This window comes from Rothia sp. HMSC071F11 (genome assembly GCF_001809115.1).
Classification (GTDB): domain Bacteria; phylum Actinomycetota; class Actinomycetes; order Actinomycetales; family Micrococcaceae; genus Rothia; species Rothia dentocariosa.
The window spans coordinates 25,101-50,374 of the sequence record NZ_KV795756.1 but is presented as its reverse complement, the minus strand read 5'-3'; the positions used below and the strand labels follow the sequence as shown (position 1 = coordinate 50,374).

The 25,274-nt window shown below is 58.2% G+C and carries 21 protein-coding genes; 8 read left to right on the top strand and 13 right to left on the bottom strand.

The genetic code is table 11. The features are described from left to right. Positions 1-118 precede the first annotated feature (118 nt). The 7 genes from hemB to hemE all read right to left on the bottom strand — a co-directional run bounded on the left by hemB (position 119) and on the right by hemE (position 8,285). The gene (hemB, locus tag HMPREF2554_RS04745) at positions 119-1,114 is read right to left on the bottom strand and encodes a porphobilinogen synthase (RefSeq protein WP_070554232.1); all 996 of its coding nucleotides are present in this window, start codon (positions 1,112-1,114) and stop codon (positions 119-121) included. A gap of 45 nt (positions 1,115-1,159) precedes the next feature. Continuing rightward, entirely contained in the window at positions 1,160-2,059 is a 900-nt protein-coding gene (locus HMPREF2554_RS04740) for a uroporphyrinogen-III synthase (RefSeq protein ID WP_070554230.1), read from the bottom strand. A gap of 3 nt (positions 2,060-2,062) precedes the next feature. Then, the gene (hemC, locus tag HMPREF2554_RS04735; protein ID WP_070554228.1) at positions 2,063-3,178 is read right to left on the bottom strand and encodes a hydroxymethylbilane synthase; all 1,116 of its coding nucleotides are present in this window, start codon (positions 3,176-3,178) and stop codon (positions 2,063-2,065) included. Between the two features lie 75 nt (positions 3,179-3,253). Continuing rightward, positions 3,254-4,618 carry a ferrochelatase gene (locus HMPREF2554_RS04730; protein ID WP_070554226.1) on the bottom strand — a complete coding sequence of 455 codons (1,365 nt, stop codon included), beginning with the start codon at positions 4,616-4,618 and terminating at the stop codon, positions 3,254-3,256. Next, positions 4,615-5,406: a hydrogen peroxide-dependent heme synthase gene (gene hemQ / locus HMPREF2554_RS04725; RefSeq protein ID WP_013397467.1), complete on the bottom strand. Its 792-nt coding sequence runs from the start codon at positions 5,404-5,406 to the stop codon at positions 4,615-4,617. The genes HMPREF2554_RS04730 and hemQ overlap by 4 nt, the downstream gene beginning before the upstream one ends. 180 nt (positions 5,407-5,586) lie before the next feature. Continuing rightward, on the bottom strand, positions 5,587-7,050 hold the full coding sequence (hemG, locus tag HMPREF2554_RS04720; RefSeq protein WP_013397469.1) for a protoporphyrinogen oxidase: 1,464 nt from the start codon (positions 7,048-7,050) through the stop codon (positions 5,587-5,589). Positions 7,051-7,097: 47 nt separating this feature from the next. Continuing rightward, positions 7,098-8,285 carry a uroporphyrinogen decarboxylase gene (gene hemE, locus HMPREF2554_RS04715; protein WP_070554223.1) on the bottom strand — a complete coding sequence of 396 codons (1,188 nt, stop codon included), beginning with the start codon at positions 8,283-8,285 and terminating at the stop codon, positions 7,098-7,100. Between the two features lie 276 nt (positions 8,286-8,561). On the opposite strand from hemE, the gene HMPREF2554_RS04710 reads away from it, so the two are divergent. The 4 genes from HMPREF2554_RS04710 (at position 8,562) to HMPREF2554_RS04695 (ending at position 13,598) form a co-directional block, all read left to right on the top strand. After that, on the top strand, positions 8,562-9,809 hold the full coding sequence (locus HMPREF2554_RS04710; RefSeq protein ID WP_070554221.1) for a glutamyl-tRNA reductase: 1,248 nt from the start codon (positions 8,562-8,564) through the stop codon (positions 9,807-9,809). A 148-nt stretch (positions 9,810-9,957) separates the two neighbouring features. Continuing rightward, positions 9,958-10,185 (top strand): DUF3107 domain-containing protein, encoded by a 228-nt coding sequence (locus tag HMPREF2554_RS04705; RefSeq protein ID WP_004005102.1) that lies wholly within the window; start codon positions 9,958-9,960, stop codon positions 10,183-10,185. A 421-nt stretch (positions 10,186-10,606) separates the two neighbouring features. After that, positions 10,607-12,349 (top strand): DEAD/DEAH box helicase, encoded by a 1,743-nt coding sequence (locus HMPREF2554_RS04700; protein WP_070554219.1) that lies wholly within the window; start codon positions 10,607-10,609, stop codon positions 12,347-12,349. Positions 12,350-12,356: 7 nt separating this feature from the next. Next, on the top strand, positions 12,357-13,598 hold the full coding sequence (locus tag HMPREF2554_RS04695; RefSeq protein ID WP_246826005.1) for a DNA-methyltransferase: 1,242 nt from the start codon (positions 12,357-12,359) through the stop codon (positions 13,596-13,598). 114 nt (positions 13,599-13,712) lie between these two features. On the opposite strand, the gene HMPREF2554_RS04690 is transcribed toward HMPREF2554_RS04695, so the two are convergent. Then, positions 13,713-14,576 (bottom strand): PHP domain-containing protein, encoded by an 864-nt coding sequence (locus HMPREF2554_RS04690; RefSeq protein WP_070554217.1) that lies wholly within the window; start codon positions 14,574-14,576, stop codon positions 13,713-13,715. A gap of 126 nt (positions 14,577-14,702) precedes the next feature. Here HMPREF2554_RS04690 and HMPREF2554_RS04685 point away from each other — a divergent pair, with 126 nt between their 5' ends. Further along, positions 14,703-16,232, top strand: coding sequence for an aminopeptidase P family protein (locus HMPREF2554_RS04685; RefSeq protein WP_070554215.1), 1,530 nt, complete (start codon positions 14,703-14,705; stop codon positions 16,230-16,232). 93 nt (positions 16,233-16,325) lie between these two features. Here the strand turns inward: HMPREF2554_RS04685 and HMPREF2554_RS04680 are convergent, their stop codons facing one another. After that, positions 16,326-17,333 (bottom strand): hypothetical protein, encoded by a 1,008-nt coding sequence (locus HMPREF2554_RS04680; protein WP_013397477.1) that lies wholly within the window; start codon positions 17,331-17,333, stop codon positions 16,326-16,328. Between the two features lie 184 nt (positions 17,334-17,517). Here HMPREF2554_RS04680 and HMPREF2554_RS04675 point away from each other — a divergent pair, with 184 nt between their 5' ends. The 3 genes from HMPREF2554_RS04675 (at position 17,518) to HMPREF2554_RS04665 (ending at position 21,070) form a co-directional block, all read left to right on the top strand. Beyond that, on the top strand, positions 17,518-18,846 hold the full coding sequence (locus HMPREF2554_RS04675) for a magnesium transporter MgtE N-terminal domain-containing protein (protein WP_004005110.1): 1,329 nt from the start codon (positions 17,518-17,520) through the stop codon (positions 18,844-18,846). Beyond that, entirely contained in the window at positions 18,839-19,630 is a 792-nt protein-coding gene (locus HMPREF2554_RS04670) for a DUF1003 domain-containing protein (RefSeq protein WP_013397478.1), read from the top strand. Before HMPREF2554_RS04675 ends, HMPREF2554_RS04670 begins: the two co-directional genes overlap by 8 nt. A gap of 183 nt (positions 19,631-19,813) precedes the next feature. Further along, a complete protein-coding gene (locus HMPREF2554_RS04665; RefSeq protein ID WP_013397479.1) occupies positions 19,814-21,070 on the top strand; it encodes a P-loop NTPase in 1,257 nt (418 codons plus the stop codon). 165 nt (positions 21,071-21,235) lie between these two features. On the opposite strand, the gene HMPREF2554_RS04660 is transcribed toward HMPREF2554_RS04665, so the two are convergent. From HMPREF2554_RS04660 to HMPREF2554_RS04645, 4 genes are all read right to left on the bottom strand, one after another. Beyond that, on the bottom strand, positions 21,236-22,714 hold the full coding sequence (locus HMPREF2554_RS04660) for a hypothetical protein (protein WP_013397480.1): 1,479 nt from the start codon (positions 22,712-22,714) through the stop codon (positions 21,236-21,238). Positions 22,715-22,878: 164 nt separating this feature from the next. Beyond that, the gene (locus tag HMPREF2554_RS04655) at positions 22,879-23,250 is read right to left on the bottom strand and encodes a twin-arginine translocase TatA/TatE family subunit (protein WP_013397481.1); all 372 of its coding nucleotides are present in this window, start codon (positions 23,248-23,250) and stop codon (positions 22,879-22,881) included. A 154-nt stretch (positions 23,251-23,404) separates the two neighbouring features. Then, the gene (locus tag HMPREF2554_RS04650) at positions 23,405-24,907 is read right to left on the bottom strand and encodes a hypothetical protein (protein WP_013397483.1); all 1,503 of its coding nucleotides are present in this window, start codon (positions 24,905-24,907) and stop codon (positions 23,405-23,407) included. Then, the gene (locus HMPREF2554_RS04645) at positions 24,904-25,125 is read right to left on the bottom strand and encodes a hypothetical protein (protein WP_013397484.1); all 222 of its coding nucleotides are present in this window, start codon (positions 25,123-25,125) and stop codon (positions 24,904-24,906) included. Before HMPREF2554_RS04645 ends, HMPREF2554_RS04650 begins: the two co-directional genes overlap by 4 nt. Positions 25,126-25,274 lie beyond the last annotated feature (149 nt).

The window sequence follows — 25,274 nt, the reverse complement described above, 5'->3', positions numbered from 1 at the left end:
GGCAGCGCAGGAACGATGAGTACCACATCAGGCAGGGCTGAACACAGCAAGCCCGCACAGGTTGCTCGGGTTACGTATACCTGTGCGGGGGTTCGGTCCTCAGTACGGGTCCTTAGGGTTACTCTTCACGCAGCCAGTGGGCGGCTTCGGCTGCATAGTAAGTGAGAATCATGTCTGCACCTGCACGGTGAATCGAACGCAGTGCCTCTAACGCCACGGCGCGGCGGTCGATCCAGCCGTTTGCCGCGGCGGCCTCAATCATGGCGTACTCCCCCGACACCTGGTACGCCGCCACCGGAACAGGTGAAAATTCGGCGACCTCACGCACAATATCGAGATAGCTTCCGGCAGGCTTGACCATCACCATATCGGCGCCCTCATCAATATCGGTCTGCACCTCTAGGAGAGATTCGCGGCGATTCGCCGGATCCTGCTGATACGTTTTGCGGTTCCCGGTAAAGCTAGACTCCACCGCATCGCGGAACGGGCCAAAGAACGCGGAGGCATACTTCGCCGAATACGCCATGATAGAGACGTTCTGGAACCCGGCCTCGTCCAGCGCGGCGCGCATCGCGGCAATCTGCCCGTCCATCATGCCCGAAGGCGATACCGTGTGCGCCCCGGCGCGTGCCTGAGACACCGCCATCTTGCAGTACAGTTCCACGGTTGCATCGTTATCAACAATCATGGTGCCGTAACCGTCATCAACAAGCACGCCGCAGTGCCCATGAGAGGTGAATTCATCCAGGCAGGTATCGGCCATAATAACAATCTCATCGCCAAACTCGGCACGGCAGGCAGCGATAGCCCGGTTCAAAATACCGCTGTCGTCCCAAGCCGCCGAGCCTACTTCGTCCTTATCATCATCCAGCGGAACCCCGAAGAGGTCAATGCATTTAATGCCCGCCTCCGCGGCCTGGCGCACGGCGGGAATTAAGGACTCTAGCGTGTGCTGGTACTGGCCGGGCATTGATGCAATCGGCTGCGGCTCGCTAATGCCGTCGCGCACGAAAAACACCTGAATAAGCTGCTCGGGACGCAACGCGGTCTCGGCGGTGAGGGCGCGCATGGCGGCGGTGGTGCGCAGTCGGCGGGGTCGTCGGGTAAGATTCATCGACATAACCTTTCACAAAATACTTCTATGTTTAGCGAGATGCATCTAGGCTGAATGCAGCAGTTCAACGGTTGCTAGAGCTAGGGCCTCCGGGGTGGGAGAATCGGCCATCCTATGGCGCAGCCCCAGTTCCTCGCAGGTGCGGGCTGTTGTGCGGCCGATAGCCGCCACCGGCGGGATTCGTTCGGGGTTTGGGTTCTCCCCCACCAGCTCTTTGAGCCTTGACGGAGCGGTGGCAACAATAACGTCTACCGCGGCGGAATTCGAGCCAATACCGGCAATAAGTTCACGCGCATTCACACAAGAGAGCTCTCCCGCCTCAAGTGCGGAAGCGGTCGCCGACACCATCTCGTATACCACCGCACGCACAGCACGGAAGCCTAACCCCACCAGCCCTTCACGCAGAGTTGGGCGGGCGTTTGCCCCTTCAAAGACGAGTACATTCGCCTGCGCAGAAAGCATATCGTCCCAGCCCAATGCAGCAGATTCCGGGGTATTCTGCGGCTTACGCAGGCTCTCAGGGATGCCCAGCTCAGGATTGGCACCCTCGGTAGGAAATTCTGCGAGCATACCCAGAGCATCCTGCTTTTCGGGCATGAAATGGGGTTCCAAACCGATCTCACGTAGCGCCCGTGCCGTTGCGGACCCCACACAAGCGATCCGGGTTCCGCCATCGCGCAGCGCCCACGCAAAGGATGTGCCAAAGAGCTCGGCGCAGGAACGCACCGCATTCGCACTCGTGAAAGTTGCCCAGAGGAAGGCTCCTTCCGCCGCTAAGCTCACCAAGGAAAACAGCGAATACTCGGGCACAACTGTACGAGGCAGCTGCATGGGCGCAAAATCCACCTGAATCTTCGGAATGCCTCGCTCCGCAGCCAAATCGTTCAAAGCACGCTCAAAAGGCGCGCCTTGAGCCGCCGTGCGGGTCAGCAGAACACGAGCCACGCTCTATTTCACCTCAAGACCGGCAAGGGCTGCGGCGCCCATCTGAAGCAGGTCTTCGGCAACGCGAATACCCAATCGTTCAGCGCCGGGAACATCAAGCTCACCGGTGGCGGACGTGTGGCGCAAGCTTTCGGTACCGTCAGGCGATGCGACAACTGCTGTGAGCACAAGGTCGCCGTCTTTGACGGTGGCATAGGCACCGATAGGGGCGGCGCATCCGGCTTCAAGACGGCGCAGAAGACGACGTTCGGCGGTGACCTCAAGGTGGGTTTCAAAGTGGTCGGCAGCAATAAGAGCTTCCCCCAGGGTGCGCACAGGCTGGGAAATTTCAGGGTCGAATAAAGTCGCGGTATCGGGGTTAACAAATTCTGTTTCGCGCACCTCAATAGCGAGCGCGCCCTGCCCGGGGGCCGGGAGCATGCGGGAGGGGTCAAGGTATTCGGTAATAACGGATTCTTTGCCGAGACGTTTGAGCCCCGAAACGGCGAGGATAACGGCATCGCAATCACCGGTGTTTTCGGTACCGATTCCACGGTGTGCGGCTTTGTCGGTTTCGGTGCTGTCACGCACGACGACTTGGCGGTTTCCGTGTTCTTCGAGCCCTTTCACGCGGGCTATGCGAGTGCCCACGTTGCCGCGGATATCGACGATTTCAAGGTCGGGGCGCAGAGCACGTACCTGTGCGGCGCGACGCGGTGATCCGGTACCGACGCGAGCGCCCGTAGGCAGGGTATCGAGGGTGAGGTTATCGCGCGCTACCAGGGCATCGCGCGGGTCTTCACGTTCAAGAATTGCCGCGATGACGAGCCCGGGGCACGGTTCGGCAGGTAAGTCTTTGAGCGAGTGCACCGCAACATCGACTCCGTCGGGGGTATCGCCGTCGAGAAGGCGCTGGCGCAGTGCGGCGGCGAAGACTCCGGTACCGCCGAGGGTTGCGAGCGGTCCGGTGAGCACATCCCCGTCGGTTTTGACGGTGGTGATGTCAAAGGATAGGGTGCGTTCGGCGCCGTGTTCGCGGGAGTGAGTGTTGAACACCTGAACGATGTGTTCGGCGGCAAGGGTGCTCTGGGTGAGCGCCAAGGCTGAGCCTCGGGTGCCGAGAATATAGGGGTCGCTCATGGTTCTCCTCAGGTTTTATGGGTGCTGTATATGCGGGCTCATCACTCGGATGGGATCCCGCATATACGGCGGCGCTTATACGCGCTCATTGCAGCAGGCGCAGGTTTTCTTAGGGGTGTACTCCGCAATTACAGGCTTTTCCTGACCGCGCAGGGGTTTACAGCAGTCAGGGTCGCATTCGTCGAACCAACCGAGTTCGCCGGATATGGACTCCCCGAAAACGCTTTCACGCCTGTCGTGATCGGATTCTGCGGGCTCGGCCATACGCTCGACAATCAGGCGGCGCAGCGATTCTACATAGGCGGGGTGCACGCCGGGAGTGGGGGTGCGCACCGCCACGATACCGTGGTTACGGCAGGTTTCCATCGCCTCGGTATCGAGGTCCCAGAGGACTTCCATATGGTCAGAGACGAATCCCAGCGGAACCATAATGATGCCGTCTACGTCACCGGCGATTTTGTCGATGGCATCGTTAACATCGGGTTCGAGCCAGGGGGTGGAGGGTGAGCCGGAACGCGACTGATAGACGAGCTCCCAGTCGATGTTATCCAGAAGACTCTCGTCCTTTTCGCGGATCTTTGCAAGAATAGCGCGCGCCACCTGCAGGTGTTTCTCCACATAGGCGGAACCACCCTCGTAGTCGATTCCGCGCGGGCCCGCCTCATTAGCGGCAGAGGTCGGCACCGAGTGGGTGCAGAACATAATGCGAATGCGCCCATTCCCGGCGGTCGCTGTTCCGTCAGCGATGCGCTCCGCCACGGTACTGCGAACCTGTTTCAGCCCGTTCTCTAACCCCTCAGTAAAGGCCTCAACGAACCCGGGCGCATCGAAAAATTGGCGAATCTTATCAATGCGCATGCGGTCTTGAAGACCGAGTTTCTCCAGCGCCACGCCGTAGTCTTCACGGTATTGGCGGCAGCTGGAATACCCGGGGTAGGCGCTAGTGGCGAGCACCAGAATATTGCGGTGCCCTTCCTCATAAGCCTGCTGGACTACGTCGGTCACATAGGGTTTCCAGTTGCGGTTTGCCCACACGATCGGAATATGCGGCCCGCGTTCCTGCATGGCTTCTCGAAGTGCTACCAAAAGTGCACGGTTCTGCTCGTTAATGGGTGAGATACCACCGTTTGCGCGGTAGTGGGTGGCGACTTCCTCCAGACGTTCATCAGGTATGCCGCGCCCCGCCGTAACGTTGCGCAGGAAGGGAATCACATCTTCCTGTCCTTCGGGCCCGCCGAAGGAGGAAAGAATCACCAGGTCATAGGGGGCGGGTACGGCGGTGCGAGAACGGGTAATACCGTACTCCCCCCGGTACGACTTTAGCGTCTCGGGGGTGAGCACTGCCGGGCCGTTGGAGGCGGTATTCGCGGGGTCTGTAGCGTTCGGGCAAACATTGTCCGGGACGTTCCCGCAACACCCTGCGCGTACGGTCTCACTCACGCGAGCACCTCGGCGACATCGGCGGCGTTCACACGACGACCGGTGTAGAAGGGAATTTCTTCACGCACGTGCAGGCGTGCCTCGGTATTGCGGAAGTGGCGCATCATATCGACAAGATCGACAAGTTCGGGAGCCTCAAGGGCAAGTACCCATTCGTAGTCGTTCAGACCGAAAGTTGCCACAGTGTTCGCGAGCACCTGCGGGAAGTCGATAGCCTTCATGCCGTGGTTCTTGAGCATTTCGGCGCGGCGTTCGGGGTTCATGTAGTACCAGTCGTAGGAACGCACGAAGGGGTACACGCATACCCATGCCTCGGGTGCCTTCTGGCGTGCATAGGCGGGTGCATGGTTGCGGGTGAATTCTGCCTCGCGGTGCACCCCCATAGTCGACCAGACGATGGTGGTCGCGCTGAAGAGCGCGGTACGGCGAATCTTGCGCACGGCTGCCTGCAGCTTTTCGGGGGTCGGCCCGTGGGTCCACACCATAACGTCTGCGTTATCGCGCATAGCGGAAACATCGTAGAGTCCGCGCAGCGTTACGCCGTCCGCTTTGAGCTCTTCGATGAGCTGCTCAAACTCGGCGATAGCCTCCGCTGAGGATGCGCTCTCGGCACGCTGCCCGGCACGGGCGAAGACGGTGTACAGGGTATAGTGCAGGGTTTCGCCTTCTTCACGACCGCGTTTGTTCTCATCAGCTGGGGAATGCTGCACGGCATATCCTTTGGGCGCGCCCCCGTACCCGCTTCCATGAGAGCCGTGAGCCGCATTCTGATGTTCTTCGTGAGACATTTTCTTCCTTTCGGTGAAAACCGCCCAAGATTCGCTGAATATTTCCTGTTCACCTGCGAGCCTTGGTCAGACAGACCTTAATCTGCCTGCGGTTTATGCTCCTCACTCGTGAGGTTTTGTCTTCTGTTTTCTTTGGTTAACACGGTGCCTGTACTGTGCGGGCAGCCGCAAGTATCTTCGTCACTTCGAGGCGCGTTTTTGTGTTATGTGTGCGATGAATTGATCCAGCTGTTCCTGGGTATCGCGCACCACGGCGGCGAGTCCGGAACCTGCGGCCCACGAACCAACCGTGCAGACGGTATCGAGTTCTGCCGCGCGTTCGCGGAAAAGCTGCACCCGCTCGCGGTACCCGGGCGTTGAGAGAGGCAGCACGCCGTTCCAGCGAACCACATCCGCATCCACCAGATTTTGGGCGGTAATGGGCACATCGAGCAGTTTCGAGGCGTCGCGCAAGGCGAGGGTGATCAGCTGGTCTTCGTCAAGAGAAACGTCGGAGAAGGTACTCTGTTCTCCCCCGCGGCCGTAGGAAAGTCGCACCACGTGGCGGTTCTTGCCTGCTTCCTCAGCGACCCACGCCCATTTAGCGGTGGCATGGGTGAGCGCTTTGGCGCGCACATTCGTCACAGCTTCGGAAACCAGCAGACCCGTACCACGCGGGTTCGAGTTAAGCGCGGGCTGATCGACGACGAGCGTTACGAGAGCAACCTCGGGGCCGGGGTCAATATTAGGCAGAGAACTTCCCTTAATATGCGGTCCGAGCAGACGCGCAGCGGTGGAACCATCGGTAGCAATCACCAAATAATCTGCACCCACCGAGGCGGCTTTTTCGCCGTCGCTGCGGCGGCGAATTACCACCCATTCATTGGTGATGGGGTCACGATCCACCGCAATCACGCCGCATTCGGGGATGTACCGCACGGGTGCGGGCATCTTCTCGATAAGCTGTTCGATCAGCAAGTGCATGCCCCCAGAAAGTCCGGCGACCTGGGAACCTGCGGGTGCTTGAGCGCGTATCGCGGCGGAGGCGGCAGCTAGGGACTTATGTTTTTTCAGCCCTTCGCGTAAGCCGGGGATAACGGCATCAATATCGAGCATATCCGGGTGGGTCGAGTACACCCCGGAGACCACGGGCGCTACCAGGTTGTCGAGTACTTTTTTACCCATACGGGCACGTACCAGTTCGCCCAGCGTCTTTGCGTTTGCCCCAACCGAGGCGGGAAGCACCTTATCCATGCGAGCGCGGCGCAAACCGCTTTTACCGAGCACACCAGCCAAAGATTTATCGGAAAGATCGCCGGGAATGCCCATAATTCCAGTACTCGGGGTCTTTCGGGCACCTTGAGGCAGATACAGCCATGAACCGTGGGAGTTGGGATGCACAATCTGGTCGTCTAGACCAAGCTCTTTGACGAGGTTTGTCACGGTTGGGGTTCGGGTCGCATAGGATTCCGCACCGGAATCCAGCACCAAACCGGCGACCTTATGCGCGCCGAGGGCGCCTCCCAGATAATCGTTCTGGTCTAGGACGGTCACGTTCACTCCGGCATCGGTAAGACGACGCGCCGCCAACAACCCAGAAATGCCGCCGCCAACTACGATGGCGCTTGGTGCATGATGATTCTTGTGCTGATGTACCATATTCATCCCCGTTAATGTTTCGGTTCTAACTGCCTCTCTTAAGAGTATCCGTTTTATGGGCGTCGGGTGCGTTCGTGAAGATATGCCACTAGATCGGTGAGCACCTGCGGGTCCGTTGTAGGCGGCACCCCGTGCCCCAGGTTCACGATATGGGCGGGGGCGCTCGCCCCGGCGGCGAGTACCTCGTCCGCGTGAGCATATAGAGTCTCACGCCCAGCAGCTAAAAGCGCGGGATCGATATTCCCCTGAAGCGGCACCGCACCGTTGAGCCTGCGGTTTGCCTCATCAAGGGGCAGGCGGTAGTCCACCCCGATCACATCGGCACCAGCTTCATGCATGGCGGGCAGCAGCTCGGCGGTTCCGGTACCAAAGTGGATGCGCGGCACCCCAAATTCTTCGACCATACTCAAGGCGGTGGCGGAGTGTTCCTGCACATACCGGCGATAGTCTGCTTCACCCAACGACCCAGCCCAGGAGTCGAAGAGCTGCACGGCGGATGCACCCGCCTCAATCTGAGCCCGCAAAAACTGCCCCGAGGTGCGCGCGGCCCACTGCGCCAACTCGCGCCAGGCAACGGGATCAGCGTGCATCATAGTGCGGGGGCGCAGGTGATCGCGGGAGGGACCGCCCTCAACCATATAGGCGGCAACGGTGAAAGGTGCACCAGCAAAACCAATGAGAGGGGTGGAACCGAGCATGTCGACGGTTGCTGCGACTGCCTCACGAATGGGTTCGAGCGCCGCATCGGTCAGCTCGGGCAGGGAACGCACTTCATCAAGCGTGCGTACGGGATTTTCGAGTACGGGACCGCGACCGGGCACAATATCGACATTCACGCCCGCGAGCTTCATGGGGATGACGATATCCGAGAAGAAAATACCGGCATCGACGTTGTGACGGCGCACCGGCTGCACGGTAATCTCGGCGGCAAGTTCGGGTGTCAAACAGGCATCCAGCATGGGAATTCCCTCGCGCGCCTTGCGGTACTCGGGCAGCGAACGCCCCGCCTGGCGCATAAACCAGACCGGACGATGCTCAGACGCGCGCCCAGTGAGCGCCCGCAGCATCGGAGAATCGGCGATTTGAGCGGCACGCAGCGGGTGGGATGCATCCAGGCGCGACAGCTGCGCCTCGGTCAGCAAATCACGCTGGCGGTCTCTCGGGTGAGCACCCACCGTAGAGCGCGACTGCTGAGAATCTGCACCATTGGCGGCTCGCTGAGGCTGCTGGGTTTCGGTCATACCCTCTAGTTTGACAGGTTTTCGCGCCTGTTTTTATGACACGGTGTCATAAAGTACCGCTTCATAACCCGTGTAAATTTCGGTGTAGGGTTACCTTATTTTTAAAGCTGTTTTAGCTATCTCAAAATTTATTTACCCTAAGTTTTTATACACCGGTCCTTTGCTGGGCCTTGTTGGGCATAGTTTCAGACCTTTTCACACAAACTCATACTATTGGGAGCCAGCTCACGTTAGGTTACACTCACCGACTAAAAATGTGTTTATGATTATTGTCTAGTGGCTACGTATTCATTTGTTGCATCACACAGGATCATCGATCTCACCACCGTCGCTCTACTGAGCAACGGTGCAGCTGGCATACCCGAGCTTTTTCGTACCGAAACCGCGCAAAACTTGGGCGTTACCGGCACTATTGTGCTGGCAACCTGCAACCGCCTCGAAATTTATGTGCAGCTCTCGGTGGCCGAGCATTTAAGCCCCGTTAGCGATATGCTCTACGCCGAGATTGCGCAAAAATCTGAACTCGATGCAGAACTTATTGCAGATAGTTTTGAAATCTACGAAAACCTTGAAGCCGCCAAACATCTCTTTACAGTGGCATCAGGGCTAGAGTCCGCCGTGGTCGGCGAGCGCGAAATCGCCGGGCAGGTGCGCCGTGCGCTTGCCTACGCCCAAGAAGAAGGGACGGTTCCCGGAGAGCTTGTACAGCTTTTCGAGCATGCGGCACACACCGCCCGTCAGGTTGGGCAGCACACCACTATCGGGTCACAGGGGCGTTCCATCGTCTCGGTCGCCCTGGATTTGGCGGATGCGGTCGCCGAAAAAGACTGGAAAACCCGCCGTGCTCTCGTCTTTGGAACGGGTGCCTACGCGGGTGCTACTATTGCAGCCCTGCGTGAACGCGGATGCGAAGACATTTGGGTTAACTCCCGTTCGGGCCGCGCCCCGGAGTTTGCCGCAAAACGCGATGTTCGCGCGGTTCCCAAAGGTGAAACGTATAAGGCCATGGAACAGGCGGATGTGATTGTTGGCTGCTCGGGAGGGTCTGACCCGCTCTCCCCCGCCGAAATTCCACCGGGTCATCATACGATCCTCGACTTGGCGCTCTCCCGAGATTTTGACCCCGCCATTGCGGATCTGCCGCAAGTGGAACTTATTACCTTAGAGTCCGTGCGTTTAGCCGCCCCCGAAGAAACTGAGGAGGCGGTCGCTACCGCCGAGCGCATCGTCGAGTCTGAGACTCAAGCCTTTGCTGCACGGCAAAAGACCCGCAATATTGATTCGGCGATCGTGGCGCTTCGTTCTCATACTATGGAGGTGCTGGACGAAGAGCTCGATAAGGTACGCAGCCAATTCGGTTGTACAGCCGCCACCGAGCAGCTCGAACTTGCAATGCGCCGCATGGTGAAGTCCCTTTTGCACACCCCCACGATACGCGCGAAACAGCTCGCAACCCAGGGGCGAACCTCCGACTACATTGCGGCGCTCGAAACGCTCTACGGAATCACCATCGACGACCGCTAATTGCGGGATAATCTTCTGCACGCTGCGCTTTATTCCACCGCAGCCCTAAGCCACAGGCGAATCATGCGCGTATCCTTGCGGCATCCGCCTGGCAGGCACGGTACACTAAATCCAGAAGAAAACACCGCTGACGGCTTGAAGGGTCATCATGGAAATCAAAATTGGCATTCGTCACATTAGCCGCGAAGTTACGCTCGAAACTAAGGAAAGCGTCGAGACTATTCGCACCAAGGTAGCCGACGCCATTACGAACGGTTCCCTCCTTGAGATCACCGACGATAAGGGAGCAACCACCCTCGTACCCGGTGAGCAGATCGGTTATGTTGAGCTCGGCTCCGAAGAGAAGCGCCGCGTTGGGTTCGGTGTCGGCGCCTAACAGCAGGGGTACACCCAATAATTTTTACGAAGCCTGCATTTCACGGTTTTGCCGTATGAATGCGGGCTTCGAGCGTTCCTATGACAGTACGCATACTCGACATATCGACCTGTAAGGGTGCATCTGACGCCAAGACGGGTTAAGATTTAAGGGTTAAGTGGATGCCCGGTCGTTCTTGATATACCAGACACCGCGTCTTTCCGAGAGCCTGAGTTCTTTTACAGCAGGTACATCTTCAAGAACTCGGCTTCGGAACATGAATTTCCCGCGATCGGCTTCCTTCACCTCGCGCCAGCCCGGCGTCGTGAACACACCGTGCTCCCCGCAGTACTCGGGCAGCTACACGGCATAACATCTGTGCACACTCACGCACAGGTACGGGTGCGGCGCAAACCGCCCGATCAGGGCAGGAAGATATGAGATGACCGACGCTCAAAACGCGACGACCGATGAGGCCCAGCCTTCCTCAACACCACAGTCTTCCCCCAAGTCCTTTGCCGATTTTGGGGTCCGCCAAGATATTAGCGATGCACTCGCCGCCGTGGGCATTGTGAGCCCCTTCCCCATCCAGGAAATGACCCTGCCGGTCGCACTCGCCGGGCATGATATTATTGGGCAGGCAAAAACCGGTACCGGTAAAACCCTCGGATTCGGTCTCCCCACGATTCAGCGTGTGGTGGGCCGTGACGACGATCAGTGGGGTTCGCTGCAGAAGCCGGGGGCGCCTCAGGCACTTATCTTGGTACCCACCCGCGAGCTTGCAATTCAGGTGGGTAACGATTTAGCGGTAGCCTCTAAACTGCGCAACGCCCGCGTGGCAACCCTGTACGGCGGCGTTCCCTACGAGCCTCAGGTTGAGCAGCTCGCCAAGGGGCTGGAAGTTGTAGTCGGCACTCCCGGGCGTCTGATCGACCTGTACCAGCATGGTGCGCTCACCCTCACCCAGGTTAAGACGGTGGTGTTGGATGAGGCCGATGAGATGCTTGACCTAGGCTTTTTGCCTTCCGTCGAAAAAATTATGGGGTACCTGCCCACTGACCGCCAGACCATGCTGTTCTCCGCGACAATGCCTGGCCCGGTGATCACGATGGCGCGCAAATACATGATTAAGCCCATGCATATTAGCGCGGCAGACCCGGAAGATCACGCCAAGACCAAGGCCTCGATTCGTCAGGTGGTTTACCGCGTGCACCATATGGATAAGGACGAAATGCTCGGTCGCATCCTGCGTGCTCATGGACGCGGACGCACCGTGATCTTTACGAAGACCAAGCGCGATGCCGCGCGCGTTGCCGATGAGCTTATCGCGCGCGGATTCGCCGCCGCTCCCCTGCACGGCGACCTCAACCAGGGCGCTCGCGAGCAGGCTTTGCGTGCTTTCCGCAACGGCAAGGTGGATATTCTGGTGGCGACCGATGTTGCGGCTCGCGGTATCGATGTGGAAGACGTGACCCATGTGATTAATCATCGCGTGCCCGAAGACGAGAAAACCTATCTGCACCGCACCGGGCGTACCGGCCGTGCGGGTCATGAGGGTACCGCCGTAACCTTCGTGGATTGGGAGGATATTGCCCGGTGGCGCCTCATTAACGATGCGCTCGACCTAGGCGTTTCCGACCCAGTGGAAACTTATTCTTCTTCTGAGCATCTGTTCTACGATCTGGATATTCCGCCGGGAACCAAGGGCCGCCTGCCGCGTTCCGAGCAGACTCTCGAAGGTTTGGATGCGGAGCACCTTGATGATTATGGCGACTCGCGCTCTTCGCGGGGCGGTTCCCGTTCCTCTCGGGGCTCGCGTTCGCGCGGTTCTAAACCCCGCGGCTCCCGCGGCGGTTCCCGCAAGGCGAAGTCCGAAAAGCGCGGGGAGGATTCGCCCTCGAAGGATGCCGCACCGAAGCGTGAACGCCGACCGCGTCGTCGTACTCGACGCGTTGAGGGTGAAGCTGTTGAGACGCGCGCCGAGAAAACCGCGGGGAAGTCCGCCGAGAAAAAATCGGCTAAGAAATCCGGCTCTGCCAAGGATAGCTCGGTCGAGAAAACAGAGTCTAAAGGCTCGTCGCGCCGCCGTCCCCGTCGCCGCTCTGGAAACAAGGGCAAAGCAGACTCGACCACAGCCAAGAAAGCGGGTCGAAAAAAGTCTGATGCCGCATCGGGTGAGGAGTAAATAGCGAGTGAGCGAAGCAGTATCCTCCGCCGATGCATCTGTGCCCAAACGGTCGGGCACCGGCGATGTTCCAATTTTCGATCCGAATGGTTCATCGCTGGTGGTTCAGGCTGATAATTTGGCATATCTGAGCGAGCTGCCAAGTGCCTCGTTCACTGTGATCTACATTGATCCGCCGTTTAATACCGGCAAAACTCAAACTCGGCGTACCCTCAAAACCGCCCCCGCTGCAGAAGGCGAAGAACAGGGTAAAGGCAACGGTAATCGTACCGGATTTCAGGGCAAAAGCTACACGAGTGCCCTGCAAACCCTTGCGAGTTATCACGATGCTTTTGAGGACTACTGGGCGTTCTTAGAGCCGCGTATTAGGCAGGCTCACCGTCTGCTCACAGAGGAGGGCACCCTCTACCTGCACCTCGATTGGCGTGAAGTTCACTACGCCAAGGTTATGTGCGACATGATTTTTGGGCGCGATTGTTTTATCAACGAGATTATTTGGGCCTACGACTACGGCGCAAAATCGACAAAGCGCTGGCCCACTAAGCACGACAATATCTTGATGTATGTCAAGAACCCGCAGGAATACTATTTCAATGCGGATGCGGTAGACCGCGAACCCTATATGGCACCCGGTCTGGTGACCGAAGAGAAAGCGGCACGCGGAAAACTCCCCACCGATGTGTGGTGGCATACGATCGTTTCGCCCACGGGTAAGGAAAAGACCGGGTACCCCACGCAGAAGCCGCTGGGTCTGCTCAAGCGGATGATTGCTGCTTCATCACGCCCGGGCGACTGGGTGCTGGATTTCTTCGCTGGTTCCGGTACCACCGGTGCGGCTGCGGCGGCATTGGGGCGCAGGTTTGTGTGTGTGGATCAGAACCCGCCCGCGATTGAGGTTATGGCGAAACGCCTAAACGTGGATGCCGAATCGTTTGCCGACTACCGCGGTGTGCCGCGCGGTGCGGCGGTGCTGTTTACTCCGCATCGTCACGTGGGGGTTCGCGGGGGTACCTCTCGGGATGCGCTCACGGCGGCATCGCGGCGTGCCCTGGCGGCGCAGAGTGAGAAGATTCGGGAGCGGGTTAAGCCTATAGACGGGGCGCATAGCCAGTTTGTGCGGCATCCTTCGACCGATGTTTTGGAACGCGAGCTGCGCGCCCAGGCCCGCGAAAAACTGCGTAAAGACCGCAAACGCCAAGAGCTGACGAAGAAACGGAAGCAGGTCAAGGAGACGGCGGCGTCTTCATAGCGGACTGACCCGGCGTATGCCGTACACTTTGCTGCATCTTCGTAGGGTTTAACCGTACGATATGCGGCAAAGTGTACGACTTATGTTGATTACTTTAGTTGTCGGAGGCGAGCCTTAGCTGCGAATCTGGGCGCGGATCGCCTCAACAGTTTCGCGGGCAGTGGTATTCTCTCCCAGCCTATTCGGTTTGCCCGCGCCGTGGTAGTCGCTGGAGCCTGTCACCAAAAGCTCGCGATCGCGCGCAAATTCCAGCAGACGCGCACGGTTCGGTTCAGAATTTTCGCGATGGTAGACCTCGACTCCGGCGAGGCCCGCATCTGCCATCTGCCCCAAGTAATCAAGCGGCAACGCAGGCCCACGATTTTCACTCATCGGATGCGCCACCACCGGCACACCGCCCGCCGCGCGCACCAACCGAGTCGCCTCCAGCGGGTCCATGCTCTCCTGCGGCACATAGTAGGGTGAGCCCGCATAGAGAATACGACCGAACGCCTCCTCACGGCTGGTGACGATTCCGGCGGCAATCAGCGCATCCGCAATATGGGGTCGCCCCACCGATGCGTTCTCTTCACCCGTCTGTTCCTGCACATGCTCCCAGGTGAGCGGGTAGTCGGCGGATAGCAGCTCAACGATGCGCCGTGCCCGCCCCGCACGCGAGCGCCGAATTTCCTCAACTCGCCGTGCCAGCTCGGAGGATTGCGGGTCATACCCGTAGGCCAGCAGATGCACGCTCTTAGTACGCTCTCGTCCCTGCTCATCGCAGTACGTGTACCGGCACGAAAACTCGGCACCGGGCAGAAAATCCAGCCCGTACTCCCCCGCCAGCTCGGCCGCCTGCGACCATCCGCACGCGGTGTCATGGTCGGTAAGCGCGAATCCTGTCAGTCCCGCCTTACGAATAAGCGGAATTAATTCGGTGAGCGGCTGAGTACCATCAGAAATTGCAGAGTGAATATGCAGATCGTAACGTTCGGTCATAGTTCTAACTCTAACGCACCCCACGTCCGCATCACCCGCGATAGCGCCTTGCTCAAGGCGATTTCCCGCGGAAAATAGCGGCGGTATACCGGCGATTTCTCACGGCGCGTGGGATAGAATACAACTATGACTGAAAATACGAAGAAGAGCACCGGAGCTCCAACAACAGATCACCGCGATACCCCCAAAGCATCAGCTTTTCAGGAGTTCATCGCATCTAATTGGGAGCCCGCTGCCGATGATGGCTATACCCGCGAGCGCGTCGCCGATTTTGCGGCGCAACGTCGTAAGAAGATTTCCCAAAAGTTCCCGGGTGAGCGCCTGGTTCTGCCTGCGGGACCACTGAAGGTTCGCTCGAACGATTGCGATTACCGTTTCCGCCCACATTCGGCGTTTGCACATCAGACCGGGTTGGGTGTTGATCATGAGGCTGATGCCGTGCTGGTCTTTGAGCCTGTAGATGAAGGTGCCGGCGATAACGGCTCGAACCATGAGGTTACCCTGTATTTCCGCCCGCTGGCTGGCCGTGACACCACGCAGTTTTATGCGGATGCGCGCTACGGCGAGTTCTGGGTTGGTCCGCGCCCCACGCTCAAGGAGTTTTCAGAGCGTTACGGTGTGCGGACGAAGGACCTTTCGGAGCTTGAAGTTGCGATCACGAAGAACGCCGGTGCTCAGGCACTGGGCGGGGTGCGTATCCGACTGGTGCGTGAGGTTGATCCTTCCATTGATGCGCTGGTTGATACTTCCCGGTATAACACGGGCGTTGCGCTGGAGGAATCCGATAAGCTCGATTCCGAGCTGACGGTGGCGCTCTCTGAGGCCCGCCTGATTAAGGATGAAATCGAGGTTGAGAACCTGCAGCGTTCGGTTGATATGACGGTGAAGGGCTTCGAGGAGGTCGTGCGTGAGCTTCCGAAGGCGGTGGCACATCATCGTGGTGAGCGCGTGGTTGAGACAGCGTTTTTCTCGGTAGCACGTACCGACGGCAACGACCTGGGCTATGACACGATTGCGGCGTGCGGGAATAACGCGACGATTCTGCACTGGATTCGCAATAACGGCACCGTGGATGAGGGCAAGCTGCTGCTGCTGGATGCCGGTGTTGAGGACGATACCCTGTACACCGCCGACGTAACCCGCACGTTCCCGGTGAACGGCAAGTTTACCGAGGTTCAGGCGAAGGTCTATAACGCGGTGCTGGATGCTGCGGATGCGGCGTTCAAGGTCGCTGTGCCGGGTCGTAAGTTCCATGAGATTCACGATGCCGCGATGGAAGTGCTGGCTCACCGCCTAGAGGAGTGGGGGCTGCTGCCCGTTTCGGCTGAGGTTTCTTTGACGGTTGAGGGTGGTCAGCATCGCCGGTGGATGCCGCACGGCACCAGCCACCATTTGGGCTTGGATGTGCACGACTGCGCGCAAGCTAAGGCGGAGCTGTACACCGGCGCAACTTTGGAGCCGGGCATGGTCTTCACGATTGAGCCCGCACTATATTTCAAGGATGAGGATTTGTCTGTTCCTGAGGAGTACCGCGGTATCGGTATTCGCTTGGAGGATGACGTGCTGTGCACCGAGGACGGCAATGTGAACCTCTCGGCGGCACTGCCCCGCACGGTTGAAGAGATTGAGGAGTGGATGGCGAAGCTCGCCCAGTAGTCTCTTAGTTTCGCAGACGAAAGTCCCCGCAGCCAGTAATGTCCTGGTTGCGGGGACTTTTCGTTGTATCAGATGCCTCTGTGGCGTTGGAAGCTAGTCTTCCTTGACGCCTTTAGGTTTGGGGGTCTCGCGAGTTGGAGCCTGCCGGATGGTTTTGGCATATTCTTCCGGATCGTCAATGCGCAGACCGAACCGCTGCGCTGCTGGTGCCTGGGGCTTGCGTTCGCGGGCGTCGGCGGCGGGCGAAGACTGCTCAGAAGAGTCGTCGGGCTGGGTTTGCTGCATGGCAGTCTGTGATGCAGCGGTTTGTGGCGCTTGGGAATCCCCACCGGCTGGGCTTTGCCACGGAATCTCTTGTGCCGCACTGCTCTGTTGTCCGTCCGCATCCGCTTGCTCGGGATTCGGGTTCTTAGCGGCACTTTCGTGGTTTTCGGGGTAGCCGCCCTGCTGGTCCGTCACAGTCGACGGGGTGCTCGGGGTCTGCGAAGATTCACCGGCAGGCGTTGGTGTATAAGAGACATAGGGGCTGGCGGCATGGGGCAACCCGGTACCTGCACTCGGTGTTCCCGAGGATACCGCAGCTACCGCCTTCTGGAACAGCGGGTTTGCCGAGAGGATGCGCCGCGCCTCCGAAGAATAATCACTCAGGGCGTAGACTATGGTACGTTCCGGGACTGCCTCACCGCGCATCGGGTAGCGACCGGAACCGCCACGGCGAAGCTCAAAAATTTTCCAGACCACGAAGACCGCAACGGCGATCGGCACGGCGGATGAGGCGGCGGATAAGAAGTTTGTGCCCGCGGTAGAAACCAGCGCCGAATAGAATAGACCCGCAAGAATACCCTGAATAAGAGCAACCAGAAGCGGACGGCCGTACCCCTGCTGGGTGGGGTATTCGACCTGTTTAAGTCCTTCGTTCACAAGGTAAAGCGCAGTGATAGGGTAGTTTGCGGCGGCAAGCACATCAAAAGCAGCGAAGGCTTCTTCACGGCGGCTAAAGGCTGCCACGGGTTCGCCCTGCGGCATAAGCTGCCCGTTAGCCTGCGCCAGGCGAGACGCTAAATAAGAAGACGGGGGCATATTGGGAGGCATCTGAGTCATGCCCTATATTTTACCGGGAGAGGGCCTGTAGACGGCGGGATATTTGCGATGGGCTTAGTTCCCCACGCATAGAAAAATTTTGCGCATCGGTTAGGGCCTGCAGCCCCACACCGGTCATGACTCGTAGCTTGCCTAAAGCACTGGTGAAGTGCGTATTCGGGGTTCACAGCGTACCCTAGATAGAGTGAGCAATACTAAATTCAGCGCCCCCAGCAAAATTTATATCGCCCGCCTGCTCGGTCTTGATGTCTTCGACCCCTTCGGTGATCGCCTCGGTCGCCTGCGTGATGTGGTCGTACTCAAGCGCGGTTTTGGCGCGGCGCTGGCGGCTGGTGCTCACCTGCGCAAAGGCAGCGAGCCCGTGGTCGTGGGCATCATTATTGAGGTGCTCGGCAAAAAGCGTGTCTTCATGCCAATGACTCGTGTGCGCAGCATCGACGCCTCCCAGATTATTTCAACCGGGCTCGTGAATCTGCGCCGCTTTGAACAGCGCAACTCCGAGACTCTGGTGGTGGGCGAACTTTTCGACCGCCGTGTACGCCTGCTCGACGGCAGCGGGGATGCCGTGATCGAAGACGTCGCCATTGAACAGCGCCGCAACGGCGATTGGGGTGTGACCGAACTTTTCGTATCCCGTGTGAGTAGTTCCAGCGGGTGGCGCCGTCGCTCCAAAGAAACCCTGGTGGTGGACTGGGATCAGGCGATGCTCTCCACCGAGTTGGAGCCGCAGGCCGCGACCGCTTTCGTGGCGAACCACGAAAATTCTAAACCTGCCGACCTTGCCGATGCGATCCATGAGATGAACGATAAACGCATGGTCGAAATCGCGGCGGAGCTGCAGGATGAGCGCCTGGCGGACGTGCTTCAAGAGCTGCCCGAAGAGGACCAGGTACAAATTCTTTCCTACTTAGCGGACGAACGTGCCGCGCAGGTTCTTGAAGAGATGGAACCGGATGACGCCGCCGACCTGCTGATTGAGCTCGACGACGTGCAGCGTGAAAAGCTGCTGGAACTCATGGAACCGGATGAGGCAGACGATGTGCGCCGCCTGCTCGAATATGACGAGGGCACCGCCGGTTCGCTCATGAACCCGGTACCGATTATCCTCTCCCCCGAAGCCACAGTTGCCGAGGCGCTGGCGCATATTCGCGCTGAAGAAATCTCGCCCGCGATGGCTGCCGCAGTTTTGGTGGCCCGACCGCCCCTCGAAACGCCGACTGGCAAATATTTGGGGCTGGTGCATATGCAGCAGCTTTTGCGGGTGCCGCCGAGCGAATCGATTGGCCACATTCTAGACACAGACACCGAACCGGTCTCTGACCAGGCAAGTCTTGCGGAATTAGCGCGCGTACTCGCCGCCTACGACTTGACCATTATCCCCATCGTGAACGAATCTCACCGCCTGGTCGGTGCGGTCACGATTGACGACGTACTCGATGCGCTCCTGCCCGAAGACTGGCGCACATTCGACGACGGAACCCCCGTACGAAAGGTAGGGCGACGCTTTGTCTGATCAGAACCGCCGCAACGAAAACCTGAAGCACGAGGAAAATCCGAGGATCGATAAAGCGCGCATCCTCAAAGACCGTCTCGAAAAGAAATACGCCGAACGCAGCCGCGACACCCGGGAAACCAGCAGGAGCGGGAACCGCGCTGAGTCTCAACTGAGCACCCCGGCAGAGCGCAAGAACAAGCTTTTTGCGTACAACCCGAACCCGGACGCTTTCGGACGTATGACTGAGGCGTTCGCCCGGTACATGGGTACGCCTCAATTTTTGCTGTGGATGACCGTCTTCTGTGGAGTGTGGCTGGGCTGGAATACGCTCGCCCCCGAAGAGCTGCAGTTCGACCCGCGAAGCCTCAACTTCACCTTGCTCACTCTGATGCTCTCATTGCAGGCATCCTACGCCGCTCCCCTGCTGCTGTTGGCGCAGAACCGGCAGGATGACCGCGACCGCGTGGTTGCCTCCGAGGACCGCAAACGCGATCAGCAAAACCTTGAGGAGACACAGTATTTGACGCGCGAGATCGCTTCGCTGCGCATCGCCCTGCGCGAGGTTGCCACCCGCGACTTCGTGCGCAGCGAGCTTCGGGATATTTTGGAAGAGCTGAAATCTATTCAAGAAGAGCAGGAACGCCAAGCCGAACAGCTGCAGGATATTGGCGACGATATCGAAGAACTTGAAGATGCGGACGGGGAAGAAAACACCGAGGCTGAGAGTCACACTGCTAATACCGAAAATTCTCCTGACGCCAAGGCACCAACGGCGCATAAAGGCGAACGACCCACATCCTAAAGCGTGTTCTGTAACCCGGTTAAGCTCTTAAGCTCGCAGAACACCAGCCTAGACAAATAATGCGCAAACGCGCATGATAGTAGCACCGCAGCCAACCATCTACGCGGCAGTGTTTTTATCGCCCGGTGCGGCATCGTCACCGCGACGATACATACCCTCTTATGAACGCGCTGAGGAGATACCATGAGTAGCCCAAACGCCACACCGCACGATCGTTCCCGCGAAAACGAACCGGCGCCCGATAATCCCCTGGAGGATGCGCTCTGGGCGGCGCTCGCGCGCGTGGAAGACCCCGAGCTGCGCCGTCCTATCACCGAACTTGGCATGGTGGAATATGCCCGGGTTCTCGCCGAAGAAGACGACCCGCAGCGGCGTTATGCCCAGGTGAAAGTTCTGCTGACCATTGAGGGATGCCCGCTCAAAAACACAATCGACACCCAAGTGCGCGAGGCGGCTGCCGCCGTCACCGGCATCGATCGCGTGCAGCTTGAGCTTGGTGCCATGAACTCCGAACAGCGCGGCGCCCTCAAATCCCGGCTCAAGCCCGAACGTACCAATCCCTTTACCGCACCCGGTTCGCTCACCCGCATCTTCGGGGTGGTTTCCGGTAAGGGAGGTGTAGGAAAATCCTCCATGACCGCAAATCTCGCGGCGGCATTTGCCTCGCGAGGTCTTGCCGTCGGCATTATCGACGCGGATGTGCACGGCTTCTCGATCCCGGGACTCATGGGCATTACGGAAGCCCCCACCCGACTGGATGACCTCATTATTCCCCCGACCGTAGACGTTCCTGCCTCGGTACGAGGTAAAGACGATACGGGCGGGCAAGAGTCGGCGACTGGCGCATCCGGCGGTTTTGTGAAAGTTATTTCAATTGGCATGTTTCTCAAGGATAATCAGCCCGTCGCCTGGCGCGGACCGATGCTGCACCGGGCGCTTGAACAGTTCATTCTTGACGTTCACTTTGGCGCGCTCGATGTTCTGCTGCTTGATCTTCCCCCGGGTACCGGCGATATTGCGATCTCAATGGCGCAGTTGCTTCCCAACGCCGAGTTGATTCTGGTCTCCACCCCGCAGCATGCGGCGGTGGATGTCGCCGAACGTGCCGGTACCCTCAGCCTGCAGACACAGCAAAAGGTGGTGGGCGTGATCGAGAATATGGCGGCGATGACTCTACCCGACGGTACTGTGTTAGAGATGTTCGGTTCAGGCGGCGGCGAGCATCTGGCGAAACGTCTGACCGAGGCGCTGGACTATTCGGTGCCGCTGCTCGGTTCGGTTCCGCTTGATGTTGCCCTGCGTACCGGCGGTGATGAGGGTATGCCCGTGGTGTGGGGCCACCCGGAGTCCGCAACTTCTGTAGAAATTAGGAATATTGCTGCGCAGCTCTTGCGCCGCAAGGATTCTCTGGCGGGCAAGCCGCTGTCGCTAATCGTGTAGAGTTTTCCGGATAGCTCGCAGAAGAGCTCACAAGAATATAAGTATGCTGGGTATCGAGATTCGTATTCTCGATGCCCAGCATACTTATGCGCAGCCGAACGCCTCAGGGTTTAGGACAAGAGCATCCCGGGGACCACCCACCCGAACGCTCAGAGGGTAAAAGTATTAGGGTATATTCAAGTCCCCCGGACCGTGACTATGCCACAGCCAACCTACCCATATCAGCTGTAAAACAAGCCCGAAGAACACCAAAAGCCAGCGATACGCCCTTGAGTCTTTTCCATAGTTTATGAGCACGAGTGCAAGTGGGAAAAGAGGCAACAGAATACGGAATGTTGAGGTCTGCGGAAGCCAGAAGACCCCCAGATAAACCATATAGGCAGCACACCAGATCAGCATGACGGGATGCAGCAGAGAGCGGGTGCTACGTGAAAAAATCCAGCAGAAATAGGCGAAGAAGCCTACGGCAACCAGCAGGGCAACAGCCCACATGTTCCACTGCGGCAGGTAGATATTCAGGTTAGTAACCCACTGCACCACATAGTGCTGCCCGTCATCGACAGTACGCCCGCTCCAGCCTATTTCAGTGGCAAGATAAGCGTCTATCCGCCCCGTCGCAATCGCTGCGTGAAGCGCATGCCCCAGCGCGAAGAAACACACGATCAAGGCGCTGATAAGGTGCAAGGATCGTGCCGCAAATGCGCCCATCAGAGCTTGCCCAGTGCTGAGGGCCGAAGGTCCATCAGCCGCGCGGCGAACATGGTATTCAGAGGCCACACAATACAGCCACCATATACCAGCGAGCGCGCCGAGGGGAACGCCGACGGGTCGGGACTGTGTGGCGAGAAACGCCACCGGTATAGCCCAAAGGTACCGGTCATATGCCAAAAGTAGGATAAACAGGGCAATCGCGAAAATGGTCAGAGACTCCGCATACCCGGTTCCAAAAATAACCGCTGGTCCGCAAAAACCATAGGCAGCAACCGACCATAGTGCCAGGGAACGATGCGGTGATTCCTGGCTCGCACGAATCTCGAATACTCCGTGCTCACGCCAGTTGAGGCATCCCACGAAGAGCAGATAGATGACCCACGCGAGGGCAAAGCTCACTACTACGCTGAGCATCACGGTGCTGAGGGCAAAAGGAATACCCGTGGTATCGGCTATGAACCCCGCAATAGTAGGTTGGGCAGGAAGGAAAGCCCACGTATTATGCCCAACAACTCCGTTATCGTATACGGGTAGTTGGACGGGGTATCCGTTCTTGTAAATCCGTTCGTACCATTCGGCGTCCCACCACCCCAAATATTCAAGAAGGGTGGGCACATGGCCGTCGCCCATTTTCTGCTGACCGGCAACCTGCTGCATACCGACAACCCAGAAAACGATAAACCCCCATAGGCGGCTGGGTGCCCAAATACTAAGCACCTGAGCCCAGGCCGGTAACGCAGCAAAACGATGCGCCACCCGGTGCAGAGCAGCAGTCGCGGAAGTACCGAGGGAGTCGAAAAAGAAGAAGCCGCCGGTATGTAAGGTAAAACGAGTGGGATTAAAACGTTCTGCCCTGCGCGGGTTTAGCGGTGAAATGGGGCCCCGTGGTTTTTCCGCCTCACCATACGTGGGGCTATCAAGGCTTTCGCTCATCGGCGTATTCTCCTGGGCGGTGCGGTGTCTCGGAAGTTAGGTGATGTTTTTACTGAAGTTTTATGTTTCTCAAGGCTTTATCTATGTGACTGTCGCTAGAGCTTCGCACATAGTAAATCCCCTGCCGTAGGGCTAGGGGATCTTCCATAGAATCTAAGCCTTGTTTAGGTCGCTTCCGTATCGTAGGGAGCATAGGCACCGCGCGGCAGCCGGTTTAGATTTGATGCGGCGGGCTTGTTCGCTTCGGAGCGTTCTTTAGCTTCACGTGCCCGTTCTGCATCGTCTTCCGCGAAGGCTTCGCGCACAATAACGCGGGGGTCATACTGACGGGGATCATACTGACGCCAGTTGATTTCGTTGAGTGTTGCATCCCCCAGCGTATCTTTAAACTCGTCTCGGGCTTCGAAGGCCATTCGACGAACTGTTTTGATGAGTTCCTTGATTTGGCGCACGTATTCGGGCATGCGTTCGGGGCCGATCACGAAGAACGTGAGAACGGCTAAGACGACGAACTCAGTGCCACTAATACCAAACACAAGATATAGAGTACCAGCATCTTGAGTGCGACGGGAATTGCCACGAGGGCTTTTATGAGGTGTTTCGCACTGAGCCGCACGGTTTTATCGTCTATATGTGATGCGCATCCCGCCGTAATCTCCCGCCGGGATGCGCCTGGGTATACCGTTCGGTTTAGGGCGGGTAGTCCCCGCCGCCCGGTAGTTGCTTCCAATGCCACAGCCAGCCCACCCAGACAAGCTGCAGAAGAGCCCCGGACCCAATCAGCAGCCACCGGTAGGCGCGCGAAGAGGATATCGCCACGATGGGAAGCATGAGTGGAAAGAGGGGCAGAAGCAGCCGGAAAGTTGAAGACTGTGGGTTGAGGAAAATCAGTAGATAGGCGCCATAACATGCGCACCAGAGGATGATGGGACTTGCGAGAACCCGTTTCACGAGCGGGCTTGCCAGAAAGGCTGCATACCCCACAATCAGGAGCGGGAAAAGGAGGATCGTGAAGTACCCGAAGTATGCTATACCCTGAGAAATCCAGGGTGCCACGGGTGCAAGATCGCCCTGGCGCCAGGCGGTTTCGGTGGCGGTGTAGGCGTCAATACGACCGGTTATTTGCCAGGCATAGATTGGCCAAATGAGCGCGCAGAAGCAGATGAAAAGGGCACTGCCAAGCTGCGGCAGGCTGCGTAAGAAAACGCTCTCGAACCTTTCTTGGTCTTCGCCGCGCTGACGGCGTTGCTGCTGTGCCTTAGCCTCTGTAATCAGGCAGGCGAACCACCATAGCCCGGCGGTGGCACCCAAGGGCACCCCAACCGGGCGAGACAAGCATGCCAGGAGCGCGACGGGCATCATGAGCAGATACTGCTTGCGCATCATCAGCAGTAGAACCCAAACGAGGAATACGAGGTTTAAGGATTCGGCATAGGGCACTTGCAGCACCGGGGCAACCGGCAGAAACGCTACCGCCGCAACCGCCCAGAGCGCCAGATTGTGCCGTGAAGTTTTTACATCCTTCGAGTCTTCGGTGCTCGACGCTGCCTCAGATACCTTTTCGCCATGCGATTGGTCTCGGTAACCCACAATATTCAGGCTCGTGGTGAAGAGCAGGTAGATAACCCATGCGGCAGCGAACCCAGCCAAGAGCGCCACTGTAGCCGCTACTGGATAGTAACCGATCCCTGTGATCCGGTTAATACCGCCAGCGATCAGGGGGAATAGCGGGTAAAATGCCCAGGGATTTTGCGCCACCGCTCCGGTGGAATCATAGGGCAGCTTACTCGGGTACCCGGATTGCGCAATCTGCCCATACCAGCTGGAATCCCAGGTGCTAATGAAGGGAAGGTACCCCAGATGCTGACCCCAGGGACCGAGCAGCTGTTGGTTGCCAACCACAGAAAAAATAATGAATCCCCAGACGCGGCTGAAAGCGTAAACGAGCATGACTTGCAGCCAAGCGGGAAGTCTTAGAAAGGCATCGCCCATACGGCGCAAACGCTCCCCCGATGCTATATACAACCATGTGATATCGGCATTGAGGGTAGAAGTTTTTGAGGGGTTTTTATCCTCATCTCGGCTGGATGTGCTGGCAGGCTTAGTCTGTGACACCGGTTTGTTCGCTGAGCTCCAGGGAATAGAGGGCACGGTGGTGTGCTGCTGGGGAGTTTTATCAGAGGGATTGTTCATCGGGAATGTTGGGGTAGAACCGGTGATGAGGTCAAGGTACTTTCGTCGCTTACGGACTCCCGAGGTGCTGTTTTATCCGCGAACACGTCTAGTCCATCCCGAGCGATATAGGCCGCTAACTTCTTGCCGGGGTATAGTCGCTGGCTGGTGAGACCAAAAGTTCCCAGCAGGGTGAGGATCAGAACCACCACCGCCAGAAGCGTGATCAGGATGTTCATGGGATACCTTTTCAGTTCAGGTTCGGTTCACGGATCCTATGAGCCCTCAGATACGCCTGCCCTAGGAAACACGTACGTTTCTTAAGGCGTTCCCAAAGTAGCTGCTGATCGCCGTTGCCTGCATACAATAACGCATCCAGCGGGTGGGC

Excerpts from the sequence above, each read along its gene's own strand:
- hemB (WP_070554232.1), bottom strand. The coding sequence starts at position 1,114 with ATGAATCTTACCCGACGACCCCGCCGACTGCGCACCACCGCCGCCATG.
- hemC (WP_070554228.1), bottom strand. The coding sequence starts at position 3,178 with ATGAGCGACCCCTATATTCTCGGCACCCGAGGCTCAGCCTTGGCGCTC.
- hemQ (WP_013397467.1), bottom strand. The coding sequence starts at position 5,406 with ATGTCTCACGAAGAACATCAGAATGCGGCTCACGGCTCTCATGGAAGC.
- hemG (WP_013397469.1), bottom strand. The coding sequence starts at position 7,050 with ATGAATATGGTACATCAGCACAAGAATCATCATGCACCAAGCGCCATC.
- hemE (WP_070554223.1), bottom strand. The coding sequence starts at position 8,285 with ATGACCGAAACCCAGCAGCCTCAGCGAGCCGCCAATGGTGCAGATTCT.
- HMPREF2554_RS04705 (WP_004005102.1), top strand. The coding sequence starts at position 9,958 with ATGGAAATCAAAATTGGCATTCGTCACATTAGCCGCGAAGTTACGCTC.
- HMPREF2554_RS04700 (WP_070554219.1), top strand. The coding sequence starts at position 10,607 with ATGACCGACGCTCAAAACGCGACGACCGATGAGGCCCAGCCTTCCTCA.
- HMPREF2554_RS04690 (WP_070554217.1), bottom strand. The coding sequence starts at position 14,576 with ATGACCGAACGTTACGATCTGCATATTCACTCTGCAATTTCTGATGGT.
- HMPREF2554_RS04685 (WP_070554215.1), top strand. The coding sequence starts at position 14,703 with ATGACTGAAAATACGAAGAAGAGCACCGGAGCTCCAACAACAGATCAC.
- HMPREF2554_RS04680 (WP_013397477.1), bottom strand. The coding sequence starts at position 17,333 with ATGACTCAGATGCCTCCCAATATGCCCCCGTCTTCTTATTTAGCGTCT.
- HMPREF2554_RS04665 (WP_013397479.1), top strand. The coding sequence starts at position 19,814 with ATGAGTAGCCCAAACGCCACACCGCACGATCGTTCCCGCGAAAACGAA.
- HMPREF2554_RS04660 (WP_013397480.1), bottom strand. The coding sequence starts at position 22,714 with ATGAGCGAAAGCCTTGATAGCCCCACGTATGGTGAGGCGGAAAAACCA.
- HMPREF2554_RS04650 (WP_013397483.1), bottom strand. The coding sequence starts at position 24,907 with ATGAACAATCCCTCTGATAAAACTCCCCAGCAGCACACCACCGTGCCC.
- HMPREF2554_RS04645 (WP_013397484.1), bottom strand. The coding sequence starts at position 25,125 with ATGAACATCCTGATCACGCTTCTGGCGGTGGTGGTTCTGATCCTCACC.